Origin of the sequence: Microtetraspora sp. AC03309 (assembly GCF_020826795.1) — a bacterium.
Classification (GTDB): domain Bacteria; phylum Actinomycetota; class Actinomycetes; order Streptosporangiales; family Streptosporangiaceae; genus Microtetraspora; species Microtetraspora glauca.
The window spans coordinates 14,627-37,116 of the sequence record NZ_JADDIL010000013.1; the positions used below are offsets into that span (position 1 = coordinate 14,627).

Annotated in this window: 21 protein-coding genes; 8 read left to right on the forward strand and 13 right to left on the reverse strand. The window is 70.4% G+C overall.

Features of this window, described 5'->3' with window-relative positions:
- Window positions 1–13 precede the first annotated feature (13 nt).
- The gene (locus IMZ11_RS09495) at window positions 14–1,336 is read right to left on the reverse strand and encodes a PHB depolymerase family esterase (protein ID WP_228639686.1); all 1,323 of its coding nucleotides are present in this window, start codon (window positions 1,334–1,336) and stop codon (window positions 14–16) included.
- Between the two features lie 618 nt (window positions 1,337–1,954).
- Between IMZ11_RS09495 and IMZ11_RS09500 the strand changes: the two genes are divergently transcribed.
- A complete protein-coding gene (locus tag IMZ11_RS09500; protein ID WP_228639688.1) occupies window positions 1,955–2,368 on the forward strand; it encodes a TrmH family RNA methyltransferase in 414 nt (137 codons plus the stop codon).
- Window positions 2,369–2,372: 4 nt separating this feature from the next.
- Here IMZ11_RS09500 and IMZ11_RS09505 read toward each other — a convergent pair whose 3' ends face one another.
- A complete protein-coding gene (locus IMZ11_RS09505; RefSeq protein WP_228639690.1) occupies window positions 2,373–2,861 on the reverse strand; it encodes a MarR family winged helix-turn-helix transcriptional regulator in 489 nt (162 codons plus the stop codon).
- A 47-nt stretch (window positions 2,862–2,908) separates the two neighbouring features.
- Between IMZ11_RS09505 and pip the strand changes: the two genes are divergently transcribed.
- Entirely contained in the window at window positions 2,909–3,871 is a 963-nt protein-coding gene (gene pip, locus IMZ11_RS09510; protein WP_228639692.1) for a prolyl aminopeptidase, read from the forward strand.
- 178 nt (window positions 3,872–4,049) lie between these two features.
- On the opposite strand, the gene IMZ11_RS09515 is transcribed toward pip, so the two are convergent.
- Window positions 4,050–5,786: a right-handed parallel beta-helix repeat-containing protein gene (locus IMZ11_RS09515; RefSeq protein ID WP_228639694.1), complete on the reverse strand. Its 1,737-nt coding sequence runs from the start codon at window positions 5,784–5,786 to the stop codon at window positions 4,050–4,052.
- A gap of 62 nt (window positions 5,787–5,848) precedes the next feature.
- Here IMZ11_RS09515 and IMZ11_RS09520 point away from each other — a divergent pair, with 62 nt between their 5' ends.
- Window positions 5,849–6,694 carry a TetR/AcrR family transcriptional regulator gene (locus IMZ11_RS09520; RefSeq protein WP_228639696.1) on the forward strand — a complete coding sequence of 282 codons (846 nt, stop codon included), beginning with the start codon at window positions 5,849–5,851 and terminating at the stop codon, window positions 6,692–6,694.
- A 28-nt stretch (window positions 6,695–6,722) separates the two neighbouring features.
- Here the strand turns inward: IMZ11_RS09520 and mctP are convergent, their stop codons facing one another.
- The 5 genes from mctP to IMZ11_RS09545 form a co-directional block, all read right to left on the reverse strand.
- Window positions 6,723–8,372, reverse strand: coding sequence for a monocarboxylate uptake permease MctP (gene mctP / locus IMZ11_RS09525; protein WP_228639698.1), 1,650 nt, complete (start codon window positions 8,370–8,372; stop codon window positions 6,723–6,725).
- A complete protein-coding gene (locus IMZ11_RS09530; RefSeq protein ID WP_228639700.1) occupies window positions 8,369–8,845 on the reverse strand; it encodes a DUF3311 domain-containing protein in 477 nt (158 codons plus the stop codon). Before IMZ11_RS09530 ends, mctP begins: the two co-directional genes overlap by 4 nt.
- Before the next feature lie 577 nt (window positions 8,846–9,422).
- Window positions 9,423–9,608 carry a YbdD/YjiX family protein gene (locus tag IMZ11_RS09535; RefSeq protein ID WP_061259642.1) on the reverse strand — a complete coding sequence of 62 codons (186 nt, stop codon included), beginning with the start codon at window positions 9,606–9,608 and terminating at the stop codon, window positions 9,423–9,425.
- Window positions 9,605–11,926 carry a carbon starvation CstA family protein gene (locus IMZ11_RS09540; protein WP_305075864.1) on the reverse strand — a complete coding sequence of 774 codons (2,322 nt, stop codon included), beginning with the start codon at window positions 11,924–11,926 and terminating at the stop codon, window positions 9,605–9,607. The genes IMZ11_RS09535 and IMZ11_RS09540 overlap by 4 nt, the downstream gene beginning before the upstream one ends.
- Before the next feature lie 203 nt (window positions 11,927–12,129).
- On the reverse strand, window positions 12,130–12,375 hold the full coding sequence (locus IMZ11_RS09545; RefSeq protein WP_228639702.1) for a DUF3311 domain-containing protein: 246 nt from the start codon (window positions 12,373–12,375) through the stop codon (window positions 12,130–12,132).
- A 150-nt stretch (window positions 12,376–12,525) separates the two neighbouring features.
- On the opposite strand from IMZ11_RS09545, the gene IMZ11_RS09550 reads away from it, so the two are divergent.
- The 5 genes from IMZ11_RS09550 (at window position 12,526) to IMZ11_RS09570 (ending at window position 16,122) form a co-directional block, all read left to right on the forward strand.
- A complete protein-coding gene (locus IMZ11_RS09550) occupies window positions 12,526–14,070 on the forward strand; it encodes a sodium:solute symporter (RefSeq protein WP_228639704.1) in 1,545 nt (514 codons plus the stop codon).
- Window positions 14,071–14,243: 173 nt separating this feature from the next.
- Window positions 14,244–14,729 carry a sigma-70 family RNA polymerase sigma factor gene (locus IMZ11_RS09555; RefSeq protein ID WP_228639706.1) on the forward strand — a complete coding sequence of 162 codons (486 nt, stop codon included), beginning with the start codon at window positions 14,244–14,246 and terminating at the stop codon, window positions 14,727–14,729.
- Entirely contained in the window at window positions 14,726–15,016 is a 291-nt protein-coding gene (locus tag IMZ11_RS09560; protein WP_228639708.1) for a hypothetical protein, read from the forward strand. Before IMZ11_RS09555 ends, IMZ11_RS09560 begins: the two co-directional genes overlap by 4 nt.
- 28 nt (window positions 15,017–15,044) lie before the next feature.
- Window positions 15,045–15,263, forward strand: a complete 219-nt coding sequence (locus tag IMZ11_RS09565) for a TetR/AcrR family transcriptional regulator C-terminal domain-containing protein (RefSeq protein WP_228639710.1) — start codon at window positions 15,045–15,047, stop codon at window positions 15,261–15,263.
- 76 nt (window positions 15,264–15,339) lie between these two features.
- Window positions 15,340–16,122 (forward strand): phosphotransferase enzyme family protein, encoded by a 783-nt coding sequence (locus IMZ11_RS09570; protein ID WP_228639712.1) that lies wholly within the window; start codon window positions 15,340–15,342, stop codon window positions 16,120–16,122.
- A gap of 73 nt (window positions 16,123–16,195) precedes the next feature.
- Here IMZ11_RS09570 and IMZ11_RS09575 read toward each other — a convergent pair whose 3' ends face one another.
- The 5 genes from IMZ11_RS09575 to IMZ11_RS09595 form a co-directional block, all read right to left on the reverse strand.
- Window positions 16,196–17,230 (reverse strand): ABC transporter ATP-binding protein, encoded by a 1,035-nt coding sequence (locus tag IMZ11_RS09575; protein ID WP_228639715.1) that lies wholly within the window; start codon window positions 17,228–17,230, stop codon window positions 16,196–16,198.
- Window positions 17,227–18,276, reverse strand: a complete 1,050-nt coding sequence (locus tag IMZ11_RS09580) for an ABC transporter ATP-binding protein (protein WP_228639717.1) — start codon at window positions 18,274–18,276, stop codon at window positions 17,227–17,229. The genes IMZ11_RS09575 and IMZ11_RS09580 overlap by 4 nt, the downstream gene beginning before the upstream one ends.
- Before the next feature lie 85 nt (window positions 18,277–18,361).
- A complete protein-coding gene (locus tag IMZ11_RS09585; protein WP_228639720.1) occupies window positions 18,362–19,519 on the reverse strand; it encodes an ABC transporter permease in 1,158 nt (385 codons plus the stop codon).
- The gene (locus IMZ11_RS09590; RefSeq protein WP_228639722.1) at window positions 19,512–20,465 is read right to left on the reverse strand and encodes an ABC transporter permease; all 954 of its coding nucleotides are present in this window, start codon (window positions 20,463–20,465) and stop codon (window positions 19,512–19,514) included. The genes IMZ11_RS09585 and IMZ11_RS09590 overlap by 8 nt, the downstream gene beginning before the upstream one ends.
- Before the next feature lie 197 nt (window positions 20,466–20,662).
- Window positions 20,663–22,291, reverse strand: coding sequence for an ABC transporter substrate-binding protein (locus IMZ11_RS09595; RefSeq protein WP_228639724.1), 1,629 nt, complete (start codon window positions 22,289–22,291; stop codon window positions 20,663–20,665).
- Window positions 22,292–22,490: the final 199 nt, after the last annotated feature.

Below are 22,490 nucleotides of genomic sequence, written 5' to 3' on the forward strand. Positions count from 1 at the left end.
CGGCAGGGGCGGGTCAGCCGGTGACGCAGGTCGTGGAGTTGAGCGTGAACGAGGTCGGCTTACCGGTATCGCCGGTGTGGGTGGCCTGGAAGCCGAACTCGGTCGAGCCGCCCGGCGGGATGCTCGCGTTGTAGGAGAGGTTCCTGGCGGTGACCTGGCCGCTGGAGGGTGACACCGTGGTGTTCCACGCGGAGGTGACACTCTGCCCGCCGGGCAGCGTGAACGACAGGCCCCACCCGTTGATCGCCGAACTTCCGGTGTTGGCGATGGTGACGGACGCGGTGAAGCCGGTGTTCCAGCTGTTCATCGTGTAGGTGACCCGGCACGGGCCGGACCCGGTCGGCGACGCCGAGGGGCTGGGCGAGGGTGACGGACTCGCCGAGGGGCTCGCAGAAGGGCTGGGTGACGCACTGGTGGTGTCCAGGCCGAGGAACCGGATGGCGGCCAGTTCCATACCGCTGGTGGGCAGGCTGTGCCCCACGCCCTGGACGCTGATCGCCTCGACGGGGGCGTTCACCCCACTGCTTCCGTACCGCGTACGCGTCCAGTTCGACTGCGGCTGGTCGGTGAAGGTCGGCGTCTGACTGAGCCCGTGGACGTTGGTCCACTGCTTGATCTCCTCCTGGAGGTTGGGATAGCGCAGCGTCGAGTCCTCGGTGCCGTGCCAGACCTGCATGCGCGGCCGGGCCCCGCTGTAGCCGGGGTACGCGGCCCGCACCAGGTCACCCCACTCCTGCGGGGTCTTGATCAGGTTGCCGTTGGCGCAGGTGCTGTTCCAGCTGGAGCCGTCGGTCGTGGCGAAGCAGCCGAACGGCACGCCCATGAACGCCGCCCCCGCCTTGAACACGTCGGGGTAGCCGCCCAGGAGGACGTTGGTCATCATCGCTCCGGAGGACGCCCCGGTGACGTAGACCCGGGACGTGTCGGTGGTGTAGCGCTGCTGGACGTACCTGACCATGGACACGATCCCCACCGGGTCGCTGCCGCCGTCGTGGCGCAACGCCTGCGAGGAGGAGACGTCGAAGCAGGAACCACTCCTGGTCGCCGACGGATAGATCACGATGAATCCGTACTGGTCCGCCAGTGAGGCGAACTGGGTGCCGGAGTAGAAGGCCGGGCCGGAGCCGGTGCAGTAGTGCACCGCGACCAGGATCGCCGGACGCGCGGGGAGGCGGTCCGGTACGTACAGGTGCATCCGCAGGTTGGTGGGGTTGGTGCCGAAGCCGGTCACTTCGGTGAGCGACGCCGAGGAGGCCGGTACGGCCATGACCAGGCCCGTGAGCATGAGCAGCACGGTTGCGATCACCGCGCCCAACGCCCGAGCTTTCACCCTCATCCGCTGTCCTTCCTGACTAGGGGGTGCGTTCGCGTGGAGGAGTGCGCAGATATGAAACATTCCGGATGGTTATCCGAAATATTTCGCAGCACAAGGTGCGTGGCCGAACCGTCTTCAATCCCATGAAGCTGAGCTGGTGCGCGAGGCGAATTCACGGCTCGGGGGTCTGAAAGTTTCCATCGGTGGCGACCGGGCGACCGGGTTCCACCCGTCGCTCGCCACGCCGATGTCGATGCCGGATGCCGACGGCGCCAGCCGGCCGTACGCGGTCCGACGCCGCGCTGCGCCCATGACCGTGCCCCTGACCGTGACCGTGCCCATGACCGTGACCGTGTGGCCTGCGCGTGGGCGTGGGCGTGGGCGTGGGCGTGGCCAAGTGTGGATCTTCGGTCTATAGTCGGACCACACCCCTGATCTCGTCGATGGTCTGGGCGCGCCGCTGAAAGCGCCCGTCACGATGAACATTCCTCTCCTCGCGGGAGCCTTCCGCGCCCTGTCATGAGCCCGGTCGTCAGCGGTCCCGCGATACGCGTCAGGACCCGCGAAGATCTGCGAACCCAGCGCCGCCGGCGCCCCCAGCGCTGTCTCGGCCATCTGTGCGTCGCGCCGTTGTGGCCCATGCACGGAGCCAACCTCGGAACGCTGCTCCGCACGTGCGACGCCGCCGGGGCCTGCCTGGCCGTACCCCGGTTGCCGTGGGTGCCCGAGGCGCTCGACCGCGGGAACACGCTTCGCCGTCCGGCCTGCGTGCACTGGGTGCGCGGGCCGCTGAGATGGCTCGCCCAGCAGAGGGCGGCCGGGACCCGGGTTCTGGGCGTGGAGCTCGCCGAGAACGCGGTACGGCTGGCCGACCTGCCGATGGCCCGCCGTCCGACCGTCGCGGTCCTGGGCCACGAGCGCGACGGCATCCCGCCCGAAGCGCTCGACCTCCTCGACGCCGTCGTGGAGATCCCGATGATCGGCACCGGGGCCAGCCTCAACGTCGCGGTCGCGGGTTCGCTGGTCCTCTACAAGCTCGCCGGCTTCGCCTGATCCCCTACTCCCCCGGGGTCACGTCCAGTCCGGACTCGGCGATGCGCTGCCGGAAGGGCTTGCGCCGCAGCGCCAGCACGGTCTGCGTCAGCAGGTCGGCGAGGGGCATCGGCAACTCGGCGTCCAGCCCCCTGGCGGCGGCCTCGGTCGCCGCCCACTCCGCCTCGATCACCGGCAGCGACTCGCGGGCCCTGGAGGTGAGGCGCACGATCCGCCGCCGGGCGTCCGCACCGGGGTCGACGGCCACCAGGCCGGAGCGGGTCATCTGAGCCACGGTCTGACTGGCGGCCGAGTGCGTGACCCCGACCTTCCCGGCCAGCTCGCGGATCGACGCCGGGCCGTCCGCCACCAGCGCCCGCACGTACGGCGAGAAGCGGGGCCGGTAGCCGGGCAGGCCCAGCTCGTCGTACACCTTGGCCACGTCGCCGTCGAGCAGTTCCAGTACGTGACGCAGCAACGTCCCGACGGCCGCGCGCTCCGGCATGCTCTCCATGGCCGCTAATGTAACAGCGCTGTCATAACTTTGCGGAAGGAGATCGCATGAGCCTCTATCCCCAGATCGAGCCGTACGACAGCGGCATGCTCGACGTGGGCGACGGTCACCTCGTCCACTGGGAGACCTGCGGCAACCCCGAGGGGAAGCCCGCCGTCGTGCTGCACGGCGGGCCCGGGTCCGGGTGCGCCCCGGGGTGGCGGCGCTACTTCGATCCGGAGGCGTACCGGATCGTGCTGTTCGACCAGCGCGGCTGCGGGCGCAGCACGCCGCGCGCCGACGCCCCGGACACCGACCTGTCCGCCAACACGACCGCGCATCTACTGGCCGACGTCGAACGGCTGCGCGCGCACCTGGCGATCGACCGCTGGCTGGTCTTCGGCGGCTCGTGGGGCTCGACGCTCGGGCTGGCGTACGCCGAGACGCACCCCGAACGTGTCTCGGAGATGATCCTGTTCAGCGTCGTCACGACCTCGCGCCGAGAGGTCGAGTGGGTGACCCGCGACATGGGCCGGGTCTTCCCCGAGGAGTGGGCACGCTTCCGTGACGGCGCCCCGGAGGGCGAGCGTGACGGCGACCTCGCCGGGGCGTACAGCAGGCTGCTGCACGACCCCGACCCCGCCGTACGCGAGAAGGCGGCCAGGGACTGGTGCGCGTGGGAGGACACCCACGTCGCCACCGTGAGAGATCACCGGCCCGACCCGCGCTATGAGGACCCGGCGTTCCGGATGACCTTCGCCCGGCTGGTCACGCATTACTGGTCGAACACCGCGTGGCTGGAGGAGGGCGCCCTCCTCCGGGACGCGGACCGGCTGGCCGGCATCCCGGGGGTCCTGGTTCACGGCCGCCTCGACATCAGCGGACCGCCCGACATCGCCTGGCGACTCGCCCGCGCCTGGCCCGACGCGACGCTCGTCCTCGTGGACGACGCGGCGCACGGCGCCGGCCACTCCGGTGTCAGGGACGCTCTCGTCGCCGCGACCGACCGCTTCGCCGCACTCGCGCCGTGACCGGAGACGGCCGCCCGGGCCGTGCTCCCGACGAGCGGTCCTGGCCGGACACTCCGTGGCGGCCGGAGACGACCGTCCGGGCCCGTGCTCGCGAGAGGCGATCGCCGTCGGACACTCCGTAGCGGCCTGTCATGCCACCTGGCCAGGCATTTCACGGCGACCTGGGCACGAACCCAGATCACGACCCGCTGGAACGCGACCCGGGCCGCGGGCGGAGGAGCCCGGCCCGGGAGCGGATGGCCGCGGTGGCGGCGTTCAGCTCCCGTTCGTCGCCGATCGTCACGTTTCCCTCGTACGTCACCCCGGCGGGCGGGCTGTCGTGCCCCACCGGATCGGCGTCCCAGAAGTTCCCCCGGTAGACCACGTTCTCCAGCGGCGGCGCCACGGTCAGGATGGCCGTGCTGTCCGCCCGCGCCACGACGTTGCCCTCCAGGGTCACCCACGAGGCCCCGTAGTCGGTGTAGAGCCCGAAGTTGTACCGCGTGCGCGTGTCCTCGATGACGTTGCCCCGCACCAGCGCCCCGTCATCCGGCGAGGACCCCTGCGCCGAGGACAGGTAGATTCCGCCCCCGTCGGCGAGCACTCCCATGGTGTCCACGGTGAGGTTGCGCAGGACCCGCGCCCCCTCCCCCGGCCCGAGCACGATGCCGCAGTGGGGCACGTCCGCGATCTCGTTCCGCGCGATCGTGCACCTCCGCGCGCCCGACACCGAAATGCCCGGCGACCCGCTGTATTCGAGCCCGACATGATGCACCCAGGTGTCCTCGATCGTGACGTCCCGGCCGCCCGACACCGAGACGCCGCCGCCCGACAACGTGTCGAGGTCGCAGCCCCTGACCGAGACCTCGGAGCCGCCGGATATGCCGAGCCCGGACGCCCCGAGCCGGGTGAACCTGCAGTTCTCGAACGCCACCCCTGCCACATCCTTCAACGTCACGCACGCCGGGATCGACGCCGACGCGACCGGGTACGTCACCGAAGCGCCCTCCCCGAAGACGGCCGTCTCGACACCGCCGCCCTCGTAGTAGCCGCTGCCGTGATAGTGCACGAAGCCCTCGGGCCGGCTGGGCCGCAGCCAGGTGGCGTCGGCGAAGACCAGTCCCCGGAACGACACGTTCCGCGTTCCCGCGGCCCTGACGAGGGTCTCCAGAACCGGCGCGACCACCTCGGCGCGTTCGGGGTCCTCTCCCGGCAGGGGCAGGTAGCGCAGGACGTGCCGCCCAGGGCGCGAGCGGTCCAGCACGAACGTGCCCGGCTCCCGGAGGAAGGAGGCGTCGTTCTCGATCCGCGTAGGAAGGCCGGGCCCGCTGGACGTCCGCCCGTCCCAGACGGAGTTGTACAGCTCGGCGGCCCAGGCGAACGCCGGCTGGGCCATGGTGATCACCGTGGTGTCGCGGTCAGCCGAGACGCCGGCCACTCCGCAGCGGGCCTCGGTCCACGGGTAGACGCCCCGGTAGACGAACTCGACGTCGCCCGGGCTCCGCCACCCGCGCGGGTCCGCGCTGTCCGTGACGTAACCCGTGACGGTTGGGGTCGCGGCACCGGGCAGACCCGGGATGCCGGCGCGGGATGCCCGGCGGCCGTCCACGTAGAGCTGGCGGAAGTCAAGGTCGCCGACGTCGGCGGTCCAGACGCCGTCCCGCTCCCGCCACCCCTCGACGCGACGGCCGCCGCTCACCACGGCCTCCTCCTGATCGGAGGTGCCGAAGCCGTACGCCTGGTAAACCACCCCGGAGTCGGCCTCGGTGAGCTCCAGCGGCCCGGACAACACGTGCGTGCCCGCCCTGAGATGCACCACGACGTCCCCGGACGCCTCGCGGGCCGCGGACCGGGCGCGTTCGAGCGTGGCGAAAGGACGCTCGGCCGAGCCCGGCGAGCTGTCGTCGCCGGAGGGGGCGACATGGAACTGGAACATCAGACCGCCTTTGCTGTTTATGGCGTACACGTAGTAGTACACCATAAACAAGGAGGAGGCCCATGGCGAACGGCAGAGCCGGAGATCCGGACCACGCGCTGGAACTGCTGTGGCGAGCGCGGGAGCGCGAGTCACGGCCCGGACTGAGCCTGGACGGGATCGTGCGGGCCGCCGTCGAGCTGGCCGACGCCGAGGGCCTGGCGGGTCTGTCGATGCGCAAGGTCGCCGACCGGCTCGGCTTCACGACCATGTCCCTCTACCGGCACGTGCCGGGCCGGGACCAACTCGTCGATCTGATGGTGGACGCGGTCCTGGGCGAGCACCCCGACGACATCGCGGACGAGGAGGGGTGGCGCGCGCGGCTGGAGACGGCCGCCCGACAGGCGTGGCGCATCCGCGGACGGCACCCGTGGCTGGCCGAGGTGCGCGGCACCCGTCACCTCCCGGGCCCGAACGCCGTGGCTCACTACGACTACATGCTGAGCACCCTCACCGGCACCGCGCTCACGCCCGCCGAGATGCTCGCCGTCGTCGGCATGGTCGGCCGCTTCGTCGACGCCGAGGCCCTGCGTCTGCTGGAGATCAGGCACGAGGAGCGGCGCAGCGGCATGTCCGAAGCGGACTGGTGGGGCGCCCGCGACACGCTCTACGACCGCCTCGACCGTTACCCCACTATCTCCGCCCTCTGGGAGGCGGGCGGCTGGGACGCTCCGGAGGACCCCTTCGAGTTCGGCCTGCGCCGCCTGCTGGACGGCGTCCAGGTTCTCATCGGCCAGCGTGACGAAAGCAGTGACGAAAGTTGCGAAGTGTGCGGCGGGCCGCTGGAGTCGACGACGTCGGGCCGCCCCCGCGTCTACTGCTCCCACGCCTGCCGGCAACGCGCCTACCGCAGGCGCAGGCCGGACTGACGATCCACTCCCCCCGCGCCGGCGGGCCTCAGCGGGTGAGCTCCCTGATGGGCTCGACATGCGGGTCGCCGGCGTCGGCGTGGTAGTCACCGGTGGCCGTCCCGTCGCGCCCGTTGGACAGCCCGGCCGCACGCAGCAGGATGGTGACGGCCACGCTGACGACCGCGTTCAACGCGCAGGCGGTGAGCGCGATGTAGCCCAGGCGCCCGTCGCCCAGCAACGGGATCTCGGCCAGCGAGCCGCCGAAGTGCTTCCCTGTCCGCGGGCTGACGATGTCGTACGCCGTGAGAGTGCCGTAGACCATGCCCGCGGCCCAGCCGGCCAGCAGCGCCGCCGGGTGGAACCAGCGGGTGTACAGCCCGAAGACGATCGCGGGGAAGGTCTGCAGGATCCAGATCCCGCCGAGGAGCTGGAAGTCCAGCGCGAACCTCCTGTCGAGGAACAGGACGAAGGCGAGCGCACCGAACTTGACGAGGAACGACGCGGCCTTGGAGACCCGTACCTCCTGGCGGGCGGTCGCGTCCGGGTTGACCAGCTCGCGGTAGATGTTGCGGCTCACCAGGTTCGCGGCGGCGATCGACATGATCGCGGCGGGCACGAGGGCGCTGATGGCGATGGTCGCCATCGCGACGCCGCCGAACCAGCTCGGGAACTGGGTCGCGAACAGCTCCGGCACCACCAGCTGGGGGTTGGGCAGGCCGTCCAGCCCCGTGGGCCGGACACGCGCCGCCACCGCGAAGAACCCGAGCAGCGCGAACAGCCCGAGGACCAGCGTGAAGACGGGCAGCAGGGCCGCGTTGCGGCGCATGACGTCGCGGCTTCGCGTGGCCAGCGCCGCGGTGACCGTGTGCGGGTAGACCACCAGCGCCATCGCCGACCCGAGGGCCAGCGTGGCGTACGCCCAGAAACCGGTCTCGCCGGGAACGAAGACGCCGGCGGCCTGACCGGTCCGCGGATCGACCGCCGCCATCTTCTCACCGGCCGAGGTGAAGATCGCCTCGAATCCACCGAGCTTGTGGGGCAGGTAGGCGAACGCCACGAAGACCACCAGGCACAGCAGCACGCCCTTGAGCACCGCGATGAGCGCGGGCGCCCGCAGGCCGCTGAAGTACGTGAAGGCGGCCAGCACGGTGAAGGAGGCGGCGAGCGGCAGGTCGTTGACGAATGCGTTGCTGCTTCCGAGGCCGATGACCTCGAACACCGCCTGGATGCCCACGAGCTGCAACGCGATGTAGGGCAGGGTGGCCATGAGTCCGGTCACGGCCACCGCCAGCGCGAGGCTCCTGCTCTGGTAGCGCCCGCGTACGAAGTCCGCGGGCGTGACGTATCCGCGGCGGTGGGCCACCGACCACAGACGCGGCATCACGATGAACATCAGCGGATACGTGAGGATGGTGTAGGGCACGGCGAAGAACCCGCTCACCGCGCCCGTCGAGAACATCGCCGCAGGTATGGCGATGAACGTGTACGCGGTGTAGATGGTGCCGCCCAGGAGGAACCAGGACGACAGGGTGCCGAAGCCCCGGTCCCCCAACCCCCACTCGTCCAGCGTGTGCATCGGTCCCGCCGTGTGCCGTCCCCGGCGCCCCTGTACGGCGGTGAATCCCATGACGGTCACCACCAAGAAGAAGATCACCAGGATCGTCAGTGCGGTCCAGTCAACGGTGTCCAGATTCATCGGAACCTCTCGCGGTGCTCGCCGTGGTCCCCGAACCCGTACTCCCCGTACTCCCCGTACTCCCCGAAATCGCCGCGACCGGCGCGACCGTCGCGACCGGCGTATCCGCCGTATCCGCCGTATCCGCGGTCCTCGGGGTTCCGACTCCGCCCGCTGGACGTGCCGTATCCGCCATACCTTCGGTCCTCATCGGGCCCGCCGTACGCGCCGGGCGTGTGGTCCGGCGAGCGACCCGTACGGGTCATGAGGAGATAGGCGCACCAGGTCATGCCGGAGGACAGGAACACCCACAGCAGCTGATACCAGTAGAAATACGGGAAACCGAGCAACCACGGGCCCGTACGCGCGTATCCCCCGACCCACAGCAGGGCAGGGAAGGGTGCCGCCAGCAGCGCCGTGGCGCCCAGGCGAGCCCAGGGGCCCGGACTGCGCGGCCGGGGTGTCCGGACCTGCGGTAACGGTGGGTCTGTCACGTCGTTCTCCTCGGTGTTCCATCCGCGGTTTCGTCCACGGTCCGGGCGCTCCTTCCGTGGACCGGTGGACCGGTGGACCGGTGGGTCGGTGGACCGGTGGGTCGGTGAACCGGTCAGGCCGGGCGGCAGGGCGGTCTGGCGGTCTGGCGGTAGGGATCGGCGGTAGGGGGACGACGCGTCCCCCGCACGGCCGGTCTGACAGACGGCGGCGCCCGACCGGCCGCCGGTGGGACGGCCGGTCGGACGGTGGCCGGTCGACCGATCGCGGGAGACGCGTCGGTGGGTGGGGTGTGTGGATGGGCTGTCAGCGGACCCTGTGGGTGTGGGTGTGGGTGTGGACTGCCGGTGTCGGTAGGCCTGTGGACGGCCGTGGGTTGTGGGTTGTCGGTGTCGGTGGTCCGTGTGGACGGGCCTTCTCAGTGGGCCGTGTCGGTGGGTTCTCGGTGTCGGTGGGCCGTGTCGGCTGTGTGGATGGCCCGTGTGGATGGCCAGTGTGGATGGCCAGTGTGGATGGCTGTCGGTGCGGTCTCGTGCGGTTTCGCGTAGTTTCGCGTGGTTTCGTGTGCCGGCGGATCTCTCAGCAGCACCTGGCGCCGGGGTCGGCGTCCCGCCGGTCGATGCGCATCCGCTCGTACTCCCGCCTGGAAAGCAACGGCATGTGCGGGTGGGCGCGGTGCCAGTCGAGGTACCGGTCGTACTCGGTCACCCCGGTGATCTCGCGGACGTACCACCGCGCGAAGCGCAGCAGGGATCGCGGGGTCACGGCGTCTCCGCCTCCCTGGTACCCGCGTCCGCGCCGTCTCCTCCCGTACCGGCGTCGCCCGCGTGACCGGCGCCCGCGTGACCGGCGCCCGCGTGACCGGCGCCCGCGTGACCAGTGCCCGCATGACCGGCGCCCGCGTGACCGGCGCCCGACCCACCGGCGGCCGTGGCGCCGACTCCGGCGTACGCGAGCTCGCGACGCTCGGCGGCGGAGGAGAACAGTCCGGACGGCGCGACGATGACGGACTCGACGTACGGCGCCTCGGCGATCGGCAGCGGCTCACGGGAGCGTATCGCCCGCAGGCAGACGACCGCGGCGTTACCGATGACCAGGAGGACGAGCGCCGCGAACATCGCCGCGAGCACGCCGTCGACGGTGGAGTTCACGACGACGGTGTGCATCTGGTCGAGGTTCTTCGCCGGTGCGAGCACCTTGCCCGCCGCCAGCGCGTCGGCGTACTTCTCCCGCTGGGCGAAGAAGCCGATCTTGGGGTCGTCGTGGAAGACCTTCTGCCAGCTCGCGGTCATCGTCACCGCGACGACCCACAGCAGCGGCATGCCGGGGACCCACGCCCACCGCAGCTTGCCCGACTTGACCAGGATCGTGGTGGCCAGGGTCAGCGCGACGGCGATCAGGAGCTGGTTGGAGAGGCCGAACAGCGGGTAGAGCTGGTTGATGCCGCCCAGCGGGTTGGTGACGCCGGTGTAGAGGAAGTAGCCCCAGGCCAGCACGACCGCGGCGCTGGTGCCCCACAGGCCGGGCTTCCAGCTCACCCGCCCGATCGGCTTCCACAGGTTGCCAAGGGAGTCTTGAAGCATGAAGCGGGCGACGCGGGTGCCGGCGTCCACGGTGGTCAGGATGAACAGCGCCTCGAACATGATCGCGAAGTGGTACCAGAACGCCTTGAACGCGGCGCCGCCGAAGATCCCGGACAGGATCTCAGAGATGCCGACGGCAAGGGTGGGGGCACCGCCGGTGCGGGCGATCACGGTCTGCTCCTGGACCGCCGCCGCGGCGGCGCGCAGGTCGTCCGGGGTGATGACGAAGCCCAGCTTCGTGACGGCGGCCGCCGCGCTCTCGGGAGTGGTGCCGAGCAGGGCGACGGGCGCGTTCATCGCGTAGTAGAGGCCGGGTTCGAGCGCGCTCGCGGCGATCAGCGCCATGATGGCGACGAACGACTCCATGAGCATCGCTCCGTAGCCGATCAGCCGGACCTGCGACTCCTTCTGGAGCATCTTCGGCGTGGTGCCGGAGGCGATGAGCGAGTGGAAGCCCGACATCGCGCCGCAGGTGATGGTGATGAACAGGAACGGGAACAGCGACCCGGCGAAGACCGGCCCGGTGCCGCTGAGCGCGAACTTGGTGATCGCCTCGTTCTGCAGGTGCGGCGCCGCGACGACCACGCCGACGGCGAGCAGTCCGATCGTGCCGACCTTCATGAACGTCGACAGGTAGTCGCGCGGCGTCAGCAGCATCCACACCGGCAGCACCGAGGCCAGGAAGCCGTAGACCACCAGGCAGATGACGAGGGTCTGGGGGCTCAGCGTGAAGGCGTCGGCCCAGGCCGAGTTCTGGACCCAGCCGCCGCCCGCGATGGCCAGCAGCAGCAGCACCACGCCGACGACGCTGGCCTCCATGACCTTACCCGGCCGCAGCATGCGCAGGTAGACCCCCATGAACAGGGCGATGGGGATGGTCATCGCGATGGAGAAGGTGCCCCACGGCGAGTGCGCGAGCGCGTTCACCACGACGAGCGCGAGCACCGCGAGCAGGATGATCATGATGGCGAACACCGCGACCAGCGCGGCAGTCCCGCCCACCGGGCCGATCTCCTCGCGCACCATCTGGCCGAGGCTCTTGCCGTCGCGGCGCATCGAGAAGAACAGGGTCACCATGTCCTGGACCGCACCGGCCAGGATGACCCCGACGATGATCCAGATCGTGCCCGGCAGATAGCCCATCTGCGCGGCGAGGACCGGTCCGACCAGCGGCCCGGCTCCGGCGATCGCGGCGAAGTGGTGGCCGAACAGCACGCGCCGGTCGGTCGGATGGAAGTCGACGCCGTTGTCGAGTCGTTCGGCCGGCGTCGCCCTGCGATCGTCGACACCGAGCACCCGGCGGGCGATGAATCGGGAGTAGAAGCGGTACGCGATCGCGTAGGAGCCGAGCGCGGCGGCCACCAGCCAGATCGCCGAGATCTTCTCACCACGGGACAGGGCCAGGACACCCCAGGCCACCGCGCCCACCGCCGCGACGGCGCCCCATACGAGGATCGATTTGGGAGTGACTCTGGCGCCACCCGAGCCGATTTTGGACATGGATGATCCTCCTGAAAACAAGCAGGACAAAACACGCGTGATTGCCGGGAAAGATCAGCTCAGGGTCCGAGGAAGGGACCGAGCCGCATTATCCGCGACGCGCGCCACCATTACGGGGTGACGCGCGCCGCGTTCACGACCAGCGATCGTTCGCGATATCCACGCCGCGCGAGGCGGATATTACAAACGACGCTCATCGTGCGTTACAGGCCGCTGTCATCGCGCCCGGAATGATCGTCAGGCGGACGATCACGTCGCAGCGCGTACGCAACGGCCATGAACACCACGCTTCCCGGTACCCAGAGCAGCTGATACCAGAAGAAGAACCGCATTCCGGCCAAATGCGGCGCATCGTGGGGATACCACGGCACCCACAGGAGCGCCAGTACGGGAATGGCCAGGCAGACAGCGGCGGCGGCGCGCCGTGCCGTCCAATTCGGCTTCACCATCGTGCCCTCCGGAGAGTTTCCGCGGTCTGATGCAGGGTTGCGGACACGAGCGAGTTGGTTTACCCCGTTTTTCGAGGAGATTTCGTGTCAACCAATCGGGGACTCCACGCAACATGAAGGTAATTGCCGGGCTTCTATGGACGGTGGCCGATGATCGAGCCGTTGAGTGCGACCACGTTCCTCGCGGTGCTCGGTGGTACCTCGCTGCTCGCGGTCGCCGCCCGCAGGTTCCGCCTCCCTCCCGAGTTGCCGACGCTGGAGAGCTGGGCGCTGGCGGATCGCCGGTTCGGCACCCCGACGACCTGGTTCCTGCTCGGCGGGACGATCTACACGGCCTACACCTTCGCCGCCGTTCCCGGACTGGTGTACGGCACCGGGGCGATCGGGTTCTTCGCGCTGCCGTACACCGTGATCGTGTGCCCGCTCGCCTTCGTCCTGCTGCCGCGGCTCTGGTCGGAGGCACGCCGCCACGGGCACATCACCGTCGCCGACGTCGTCCGGGGACGGTACGGCTCTCCGGCTCTCGCGCTCGTCGTCGCGGTGACGGGAGTGCTGGCCACGATGCCCTACATCGCGTTGCAGCTCGTGGGCATCCGGGCGGTGCTGTCGGCGGGCGGGCTCTACCCGCGCGGGGTGTTCGGCGATCTCGCGCTGGTCGGCGTGTTCGCGGTGCTCGCCGTGGCCACCTACCGGCACGGCCTGCGCGCCCCGGCGGTCATCTCGCTGATGAAGGGCGTGGCGATCTTCTGTGCCGCCCTCGCCGTGTCCTTCCTCGTGCTCGACCGGCTCGGCGGGCCCGGCCCGATGTTCGACGGCGCCGAGCGCGCGCTCTCCTCGGGGGCGGTGCCCGCGGCGTCGCTCAGCCTCGACCCGAACCTGTTCGCGGTGTACGCCACCCTCGCGCTGGGCTCGGCGCTGGCCCTGCTGCTCTACCCTCACGTGCTGACCGCGACGTTCGCCGCGTCGAGCGCCGACACACTGCGCCGCGCGTCGATCGCGCTGCCCGCCTGGACGGCGGTGCTGGCGATGTTCGCCATGCTGGGCGTCGCCGCGCTCGCGGCCGGCATCCACGCGCCGTCCGGCAGCGCCGAGGCCGCCGTCCCGCTGCTCGTCAAGGAGCTGATGCCCGCCGCCCTGACCGGCCTGGTCTTCGGCGCCCTCGCCGTCGGCGCGCTGGTGCCGGCCGCGGTGATGTCGATCGCGGTGGCCACCACGTTCGTCCGCAACATCTATGTCGAGTGCTTCCATCCGACCGCCACGCCGAAGCATCAGACGCGGATCGCCCAGCTGGTCTCGCTCAGCACCAAGATCGGGGCGGTCGTCTTCGTCTTCGGGCTGCGCGACCAGGACGCCATCAACCTGCAACTGCTCGGCGGGGTCTGGATCCTGCAGACCTTCCCCGCCGTCGCCATCGGGCTGTTCACCCGGCGACTCCACCACAGGGCCCTGCTGGTCGGGTGGGGCGCCGGCATGGCCGCGGGCACGCTCATGGTCGTCTACAGCGGCTTCTCCTCGCTGGTCCCCGTGGGTCTGGGCGGCCAAGGGGTGCAGGCGTACGCCGCGGTCGTGGCGCTGGCGCTGAACCTCGCCGTCGTCGTGGCCCTCACACCGCTCATCAACCGCACCTGCGGGACCCGTCCGCCACCGCTGGACGAACCGGTCCGCACGCCACCGGAAGCGGGGACGGTCCGATGACCGGGACACGCCCGATGACAGCACCGTTGACACCACCGCCGACGCCACCGCCGACACCACTGTCCGCAGCGCCGCCGACTCCACCGCCGGCGACACCACCGACCCCAGCGACCCGGCCGTCGGCACCGCCGACACCGCCCTCGGCACCGTCGGCCGCGCCCGTACCGCCGGGCATGGAACGCGAGGCCGCGCTGACCCGACTGTTCGAGTCGCACTACACCGGCCTGCTCCGGCTGGCCGTGCTGCTCGGCGCGGACGACGCCGAGGACATCGTCGCCGAGGCGTTCTGCGAGCTGCACCGCCGCTGGAACCGGCTGCGCACGGCCGACGCCGCCCTGCCGTACCTGCGCTCGGTGGTCTGCAACCTCACCCGGATGCGGCTGCGCCATCTCCAGGTCGTACGCAAGCACGCGGATTGGAGCACCGATCTGGAACGGTCGGCGGAGAGCGTCGCCCTGCTCCGCGACGACCAGAAGGCGCTGATCGACGCGCTGCGGCAACTCTCGGTACGGCAGCGCGAGGCGCTGGTCCTGCGCTACTGGCTCGGGCTGCGGGAGAGCGACATCGCCGCGGCCATGAGCATCTCCTGTGGCGCGGTCAAGGCGCATACGAACCGCGGCATGGCCACCCTCACCAAGATCATGCGGGAGCGACGATGACCACCGGCCCGGCCAGCACCGAGGACCAGCTGCGCGAGGTCTTCGAAACGCTCGCCAGCGGCGTGCGGGCGGCTCCGGACGCCTACCAGCGGGTGCAGCACGAGTGGCGGCGCCGCGAGCGCAGGCGCCGCCTCATCCTGGCCGCCCTGGTGGTGCTCGTGTTCACCCTCGCCGACGCCGCGGGCCTGTGGGCGCTCAACCAGGCCCGCAACCAGCCGCACATCGTCTTCAACGACCCCTCCCCTGCCCGGTCGCATGTCCTACCCTCCGGTCCGACGGCTCCGTGACCGCTGCCGTCCGGCGTGCGGTCAGCCGTTGATCCGGGTCTCGCTCGCCGAGCGGGAGACGCGACGCCGTACAGGACAGAGCGAGGGTGAGTGGCACGCGAGCGTCGCGCCGTACATCCTCGAGGTCGTCGAGAGCGGCGCCTATCCCCACTTCACCAGACGGGTCGTCGAGGCGCGCGACCCGAGCTTCACCGAGCAGTTCACCTTCGGACTCGAGCGCATCCTCGACGGCGTCAGCGCGGGCTGAGCGGGCGCGACGCGTGTTTCGGGGCCGCCTCTCGCGACCGCACGGCTGTTTCATCCCACGCGGTAGGGTCCGTCGCGTGGCGGAGGAGATCCTTTCCGGCGGAGGCGTCAACCAGGTCGTCCGGGTGGGCACGACGGTCCGGCGTCCGGCCGGGCCGTGGACGCGGGGCGTGCACGCGTTGCTCCGCCACCTCGCGGAAGCTGGGTTCGACGGCGCCCCACGAGCGCACGGCCTGGACGAGAGCGGCCGCGAGGTTCTCGACTTCGTCCCGGGCGAGGTCGCGCACTACCCGCTCCCCGACCATGTCTGGACCGACGTCACGCTTGAGGCCGTGGCGCGGCTCCTGCGCGCCTACCACGACGCGACCACGAGCTTCCGCCCTTCGGAACATCAGGACTGGTACTTCCCCGCACGCGAGCCCGCCGAGGTGATCTGTCACGGGGACGTCGCGCCGTACAACTGCGTCTTCCGGCATGGGCGACCGGTGGCGTTCATCGACTTCGACACCGCGCATCCGGGGCCACGGCTGGGGGACGTCGCGTACGCCGCCTACCGGTTCGCGCCACTGACCGCCGTGGGCGACGGCGAACCGGTGCGGCCGGTCGAGGAGCAGGCCCGCAGGCTCCGCCTGTTCTGCGACGCGTACGGCCTGGGCGACGACGACCGCGCGGCGCTTCCCGAGATCGCCCGGGAGCGACTGCACGCGCTCGTGGCCCATATGCGCGACCAGGCCGCTGCCGGAAACGCCGCGTTCGCCGGGCACCTGGCGGCGGGGCACCACACGCTGTACCTCACCGACGCCGCCCACATCGACCGGCACGCCGACCTTTTCCGTACGGCGCTCATGCAGCAGCCATGACAGATCTTGCTTCGCCGTCGACGGCATCGCGTCGACGATCCGGACGGGCGTGGGATGCCATATGTCCCCCTTGTCAGTCCCCCATGTTGTGGCAGGCCAGATAGTGTCCGTCGCCGACCTCGCGCAGCAGCGGCTCCTCCGCCGCGCAGCGGTCGGTGGCCAGCGGGCAGCGCGTACGGAACCGGCAGCCGCTGGGCGGGTTCAGCGGAGACGGCAGTTCGACGGACTTCTCCCCCGGCTCCGCCAGGCCGCCCGGTGATCGGCTGCCCGCCGCCCGACCATCAGCCGCCTGACCGTCCGTGGTCGGGTCGGCCTCGGGCACGGAGGCGAGCAGCAACCGGGTGTAGGGGTGCAGGGCCGACCCGGCCAGCCGCGCGGACGGCGTGACCTCGCACACCTTGCCGAGGTACATCACCATGATCCGGTCGCTGATGTTCTTCACCACGGCGAGGTCGTGCGCGATGAAGATCATGCTCAGGTCGTAGCGCGACCTGGTCTCCTCAAGGAGGTTGAGGATCTGGGCCTGCACGGAGACGTCGAGGCTGGAGACGGGCTCGTCGCAGATCAACACCCGCGGGTCCAGCATGAGCGCGCGGGCGATGCAGATCCGCTGGCACTGGCCGCCGGAGAGCTCGTGCGGCCGCCGGTCCCAGACGACGGCGGGATCCAGCCCGACCGAGGAGAGGACCGACTCGACCTGCTCCCTGCTCGGCCTGGTCCCCCAGATCGACAGGCCCTCGGCGACGAGGTCCCTGACCCTGCGGCGCGGGTTCAGGGAGGAGACGGGGTCCTGCAGGATCATCTGCATCTTCTTGCGCCGGGTGCGCAGCGTCCTGGGGGTGAGCCCGGTCAGCTCGGTCCCGTCCAGCCGTACCGAGCCTGACTTCGGCGAGGGGAGCTGCATCACGGCGCGTCCGGCGCTCGACTTGCCGCAGCCGGACTCGCCCAGGATGCCCAGGGTCTCACCGTCGAGCAGGTCGAAGCTCACCCCGGAGACCGCGTGCACCTTCTGACCGCGTCCGGCGGGGAACTCCACGACCAGGTCGTCGACGACCAGGACACGATCCTGGCCGGAGCGCATGTGCGCGGTGCCGGTACCGGCCATCATGATCCTCCTGCGTTGACGGAGCGGACGGGGTGATGGCAGGCGAACGCGCGCGCCGCGTCGCCGTCGGCCTCGGGGAGCAGTCGCGGGGAGACCTGCCGGCAGTCGTCCGCCGCGTAACGGCAGCGCGGCGCGAACCGGCATCCCTGCGGGGGCGCGACCATGTCCGGCGGCGAGCCGTCGATCGCCTCCAGCCGGGAGTGCGGCGGGTGATGCAGGCGCGGGACCGCTGACAGCAGCGCCTCGGTGTACGGGTGGCGTGGAGCGGCGAACAGGACGTCCGCGTCGGCGAGCTCCACGATCCGGCCGGCGTACATCACCGCGACCCGGTTCGCCCGGCCCGCGACGACCTGGAGGTTGTGGCTGACCAGGATGATCGCCATGCCGAGTTCGGCCTGGAGCCTGCCGAGCAGGTCCAGGATCTGCTTCTGCACGGTGACGTCGAGCGCGGTGGTCGGCTCGTCGGCGATGAGCAGCTTCGGCCCGTTGGCCAGCGCCATGGCGATGACCACCCGCTGGCGCATGCCGCCCGACAGCTCGTGGGGGTACTGGCCGAGGCGGCGTCCGGGCTCGGGAATGCCGACCAGCCGGAGCAGCTCCTCGGCGCGGGCCCGGGCGGCGGCCCGGGAGAGCCCGCCGTGCCTGCGCAGGCTCTCGGTCAGGTGGAGGCCGATCTTCTTGACCGGGTTGAGCGCGCTCATCGGGTCCTGGAAGACCATGCCGACGTCGGATCCCCACAGCTCGCGACGCCCGGCGCCCGTGAGCGCGTGGATGTCGGTGCCGTCCATGAGCACGCGGCCCGAGACCGTCATGGTGGCGCCGGTGGTGTAGAGGCCCATGATCGTACGGCCGAGCACGGACTTCCCCGACCCGGACTCACCGACGATGCCGAGCGTCTCCCCCGCGTTCAGGGTGAGGGAGACGCCGTCCACCGCCTTCATGTCCCCGCGGCGGGTGTGGATTTCGGTGCGCAGGTCGTCGACGACCAGCAGCGGCGCCGGGTCACCGGCGGGCGGCCGCGTGTCCGCGGGGAGGGGGCTCTGACTCATGACACTCCTCGGCCGTGTCCGGCGGATCTTCTCGACCTGGCGCGGCCGCCCGGGCGACGCCTCGGCGCGGATCCGCGACGCGTTGCTAGAGCTTCGCCTGGCGGGGGTCCCACCGCTTCCTCGCCTTCTCACCGATGAGGTTGAACGCGAAGACGGTCAGGAAGAGCGTCACGCCGGGAACGAGCACGATGTGCGGATGGTCCTGGAAGGCGTTGCCCTCGCCCTCGGCGATCATGTTCCCCCATGAGGGGTCCGGCGGCTGGATGCCCAGGCCGAGGAAGCTCAGCGACGCCTCGGCCACGATCAGCACCGACACGATGACCATGCCGTACGACGCGAGGGGCAGCAGGACGTTGGGCAGCAGTTCCCGGACCATCACCCGCCACCGCGAGGCGCCCATCGCCTTCGCCGCCAGCACGAACTCCCGCTGGGCGAAGGTCAGCGTGCCGGCCCGCGCCATCCGGATCATGCTGGGCAGGGCGAGCAGCGACAGGGCGATCGCGATGTTGCGCAGGTTCGGCTCCAGCACGGTGCCCAGCGCGATCAGCAGGATCAGGGGCGGTACGGCGAGCAGCGAGTTGGTGAACACGCCGACGACGGTGTCCGTCAGCCTCCGGAAGAACCCGGCCAGGATGCCGATCGCGCCGCCCGCCACCATGCCGATGGCGACCGCGCCGATCGAGACCAGCAGCGACGCGCGGGCGCCGTAGACGATCCGCGCCAGCAGGTCCAGCCCGAAGTTGTTGGTCCCGAGCGGATGCTCGGAGAACAGGGCGGGCGGTGCCATCGCGGGCGCCTCGATCGTCTTCGCGATGTCCCGGTACTCCCCGAGGGGCAGGACCGGAGCCAGCAGCGCCGCCAGCACCAGCACGACGAGCCACACCAGGCAGAGCCAGAACATGAGGTCGAAGGAGCCGCCGAAGGCACCTCGGCCGAGCCGGGCGACACCCGCGTACGCGACCGCGAGTCCGGCGGCGAACGCGAGGAAGCACACCCAGCCGGGCGCGGGCAGCATGGTCGGCGAGACGGTGGTCAGGGCGATGCCCGGTACGGCGAGGCCGAGCCCGCTCCAGGACAGGTGACGAGGTCGCGGCCCGCGTGCCGTTCCCCCCGTTCCCCCCGTGCTCCCTCTGCCCCCCGTGCCCGCTACACCTCCCGGGCGCACATGGTCCAGGTGGTCCGCGCCGTCGCCGGGACGGGAGCCGCCCTCCGCCGGGCCGGTGCTCTCAACGATGTCAGACATGCGCCCGCCTGATCCGTGGGTCGAGGTAGCCGTACGACAGGTCGATCAGCGCGTTCGCCAGGACGTAGATGAGCGCGATGACCAGCACGGCCCCCTGCACCATGGGGAAGTCGCCCTTGTCCGCCGATCCGATGATCAGCGTGCCCATGCCGGGAAGGGCGAACAGGTACTCCACGATCACGGTGCTCCCGATCAGCCGCCCCAGGCTGATGCCCAGAAGTGTGATCAGTGAGAAGGACGAGGGCCGGAGCGCGTCGCTGAACAGCACGCGCGCCGCCGTCATCCCCTTGGCCTTGGCCGCGAGGATGAAGTCCTCCTGGAGCGTGGTGATCAGGTCGCCGCGCAGGATCCTGGTGAACATCGCGGTCTCGGCCAGCGCGATCGTCAGCGCGGGCAGGAACGCGTGGTAGAGGTTGTCGCCGAGGCCCTCGCCGAGCCGTACCCACTCGGCTCTCGGGAACCAGCCGAGCTGGTTCGAGAAGACCATGATGATCAGCAGGCCCGCGAGGAAGCTGGGGACCGAGAGTACGCCGAACGTACCGGCGCTGATGATCCGGTCCACTCTGCCGTCGGCGTGGTAGGCCGACCACATCGCCAGCGGCACCGAGACGACCAGTGCCATGACGAGCCCGAGGACGGCCACCTCCGCGCTCACCGGGAGGGCCGCGGCGATGCGCTCGGCGACGTCGCTGTTGGGAGGGATGAGGGAGGCGCCCAGGTCGCCCTGGAGCGCCGACCCCAGCCAGCTTCCGTACCTCACCAGGAACGGGTCGTTCAGTCCCATCTCTTCGCGCAACGCCGCATACTCTGCGGGCGTGTGCCCTTCGCCGAGAACGGTGATCGCGGGATCTCCGGGGGTCAGGTCCACCAGCGCGAAGGTGCCCACGCTGACGACGAACAGGACCGCCGCGATCTCGGCCAGCCGTTTCAGCACACCGCGTGCCATGCCGGTCGCCCTCCTTTCCTCGTCACGTCTCCTCCTCGCGTCACGAACTCGCGTCACGAACTCGTGTCGCGGTCATGTCGCAGGGTGATGTCGCAGGGGATGTCACGAGCGGGCCGCCCGGCCGGCCTGGCTGCCGGGCCCGCCGGTCACCGGGCCCGCCGTGAGGCCGGGCGGCCGCTCTACTGACCGGGTCCCGGTCAGCCTGCCGGGGCGATCCACGCGTCGTCGAGCAGGATCATGCTGTTCACGCTGTCCTCGACGCCGTGGACGTTCTTCTGCCACGCGAGGAACTCGGGAGTGGGCCCGTAGACGAGCGCGGGGACGTCCGTGTTCCACTGCTTCTGGATCCGGCCCATGATCGCGCGCTGCTCGTCCTCGGTCTCCGCGACCTGGAACTCGTCGATCAGCGCGTCCATCTCGGGACCGGTGTGCATGCCGACGCTGAGGTTGCCCTTGCTGTGCAGGGTCGCGAACATCCGCCCGTACGGCCCGGCCTCGCGCCAGCTGATGCCCCATCCGGCCACGTCGTAGTCCTTGTTGACCGCCACCTTGGTGATCTGGTCGGCGACGGCGCGGACCAGGTCGAGCTCGACCTGGAAGCCGACGCTCTCCAGCATCGCCTTGATCGCCAACGCGGTGGCCCGGGCGGAGGGATCCTGGCGGCCGAGATAGGTGATCTTCCCGTCGAACCCGTCGGCCTTCGCCTGCTTGAGCAGTTCCCTGGCCTTGTCCGGGTCGTACGCCAGGGACGCGTTGTCGGTGTGCCAGCGTGAGAAGTCCGGGAAGACCTCGTTGTTGGCGACGCCCGCCCCGTTGTAGGCGCGCTGGTAGATCACCTCGGGCTTGATCGCGTGGAACAGCGCCTGGCGCACACGCGGGTCGGCTCCCGGTCGGCCCTCGGAGGCGTTGATGACGCCGACGTTGCCCAGGGCGACCAGGTTCATGTACCCGTGGAACCCGTCGCCCAGCGCCTTGTCGATGAGTGCGGGGTCACGGAAGAAGGCGGCCTGTGCCCCGCCCGATCTGAGGGTGTCCAGCAGGGCGTTGGGGTCGGTCATGTAGATGACCCGGATCTTGTCCAGGTTCGGGCGGCCGTCCCAGTAGTCCGCACGCGCGTTGAGCACGGTCTCCTCGTGCGGCGCGTAGGTGCCGAAGGTGAACGCCCCGGCTCCCACGGGCGTGAACGTGCCGCCGTCGTCCGACGACTTGGCGACGATCATGCCGGGGCCGGTGGTCAGCATGTACGGGAAGGTGGGCCACTTCTTCGCCAGCGTGAAGACCACGGTCGAGTCGTCCGGCGTCTCGACGGACGTGACGTTGTCCTTCCAGAGCCGTGCCTCGTCCGCGCCCTTCTCGACGTAGCGGTCGAGGCTCCACTTGACGGCCTTGGCGTTCAGCGGCGTGCCGTCGCTGAACGTGACGCCGTCGCGCAGGGTGAGCGTCCACTTCTTGTAGCCGTCGCCTGCCTCCAGCCCCTTCGCGAGCTGCGGCTTCACCTCACCGGCCGTGCTGTCCCAGCGCATGAGCACGTCGTAGATCGCCGCCATCTCCAGGCCGCCGGTGGAACCGGCGACGATGGTCTGCGCGGGGTCGAGCACGGCGGCCTCGGCGTAGGCGCCGAACGTCAGCGTGCCGCCCTTCACCGGTTCGCCGCCGGAGTCGTCGCCGATCATTCCCACCTGGTAGGTGGAGGGTGACGGCTTGGTGGTCTGGCCGGTCGCGGCGGTGTTCTTGCCTGCGGGGGATGACGTGCACGCCGCCGTGAGCGCCGCGGCGACGAGCAGTCCGGCCGCCGGGCGCAACCACGTCGTGTTTCGAGGCTTCATCGCTTCCTCCTATTGGCCGCCCGGAAATCGCGCATACGGGCGGACAGGAAGCGAGGCAATCAGGACAGATCATCACGAGTTCCGCTATGTCCCACTGAGTGAGACATAGGCCACACAAGATCACATACTGCCTGGTAATCGACATGAGGACCACTGAAACGGCCGGTGCGTGCCGTACCAGATCTTCCCGAAACGCCCC

Coding starts and splice junctions, on each gene's coding strand:
- IMZ11_RS09495 (WP_228639686.1), bottom strand. CDS start 1,336: ATGAGGGTGAAAGCTCGGGCGTTGGGCGCGGTGATCGCAACCGTGCTG.
- IMZ11_RS09500 (WP_228639688.1), top strand. CDS start 1,955: ATGCACGGAGCCAACCTCGGAACGCTGCTCCGCACGTGCGACGCCGCC.
- IMZ11_RS09505 (WP_228639690.1), bottom strand. CDS start 2,861: ATGGAGAGCATGCCGGAGCGCGCGGCCGTCGGGACGTTGCTGCGTCAC.
- pip (WP_228639692.1), top strand. CDS start 2,909: ATGAGCCTCTATCCCCAGATCGAGCCGTACGACAGCGGCATGCTCGAC.
- IMZ11_RS09515 (WP_228639694.1), bottom strand. CDS start 5,786: ATGTTCCAGTTCCATGTCGCCCCCTCCGGCGACGACAGCTCGCCGGGC.
- IMZ11_RS09520 (WP_228639696.1), top strand. CDS start 5,849: ATGGCGAACGGCAGAGCCGGAGATCCGGACCACGCGCTGGAACTGCTG.
- mctP (WP_228639698.1), bottom strand. CDS start 8,372: ATGAATCTGGACACCGTTGACTGGACCGCACTGACGATCCTGGTGATC.
- IMZ11_RS09540 (WP_305075864.1), bottom strand. CDS start 11,926: ATGTCCAAAATCGGCTCGGGTGGCGCCAGAGTCACTCCCAAATCGATC.
- IMZ11_RS09545 (WP_228639702.1), bottom strand. CDS start 12,375: ATGGTGAAGCCGAATTGGACGGCACGGCGCGCCGCCGCCGCTGTCTGC.
- IMZ11_RS09550 (WP_228639704.1), top strand. CDS start 12,526: ATGATCGAGCCGTTGAGTGCGACCACGTTCCTCGCGGTGCTCGGTGGT.
- IMZ11_RS09555 (WP_228639706.1), top strand. CDS start 14,244: ATGGAACGCGAGGCCGCGCTGACCCGACTGTTCGAGTCGCACTACACC.
- IMZ11_RS09560 (WP_228639708.1), top strand. CDS start 14,726: ATGACCACCGGCCCGGCCAGCACCGAGGACCAGCTGCGCGAGGTCTTC.
- IMZ11_RS09575 (WP_228639715.1), bottom strand. CDS start 17,230: ATGATGGCCGGTACCGGCACCGCGCACATGCGCTCCGGCCAGGATCGT.
- IMZ11_RS09580 (WP_228639717.1), bottom strand. CDS start 18,276: ATGAGTCAGAGCCCCCTCCCCGCGGACACGCGGCCGCCCGCCGGTGAC.
- IMZ11_RS09585 (WP_228639720.1), bottom strand. CDS start 19,519: ATGTCTGACATCGTTGAGAGCACCGGCCCGGCGGAGGGCGGCTCCCGT.
- IMZ11_RS09590 (WP_228639722.1), bottom strand. CDS start 20,465: ATGGCACGCGGTGTGCTGAAACGGCTGGCCGAGATCGCGGCGGTCCTG.
- IMZ11_RS09595 (WP_228639724.1), bottom strand. CDS start 22,291: ATGAAGCCTCGAAACACGACGTGGTTGCGCCCGGCGGCCGGACTGCTC.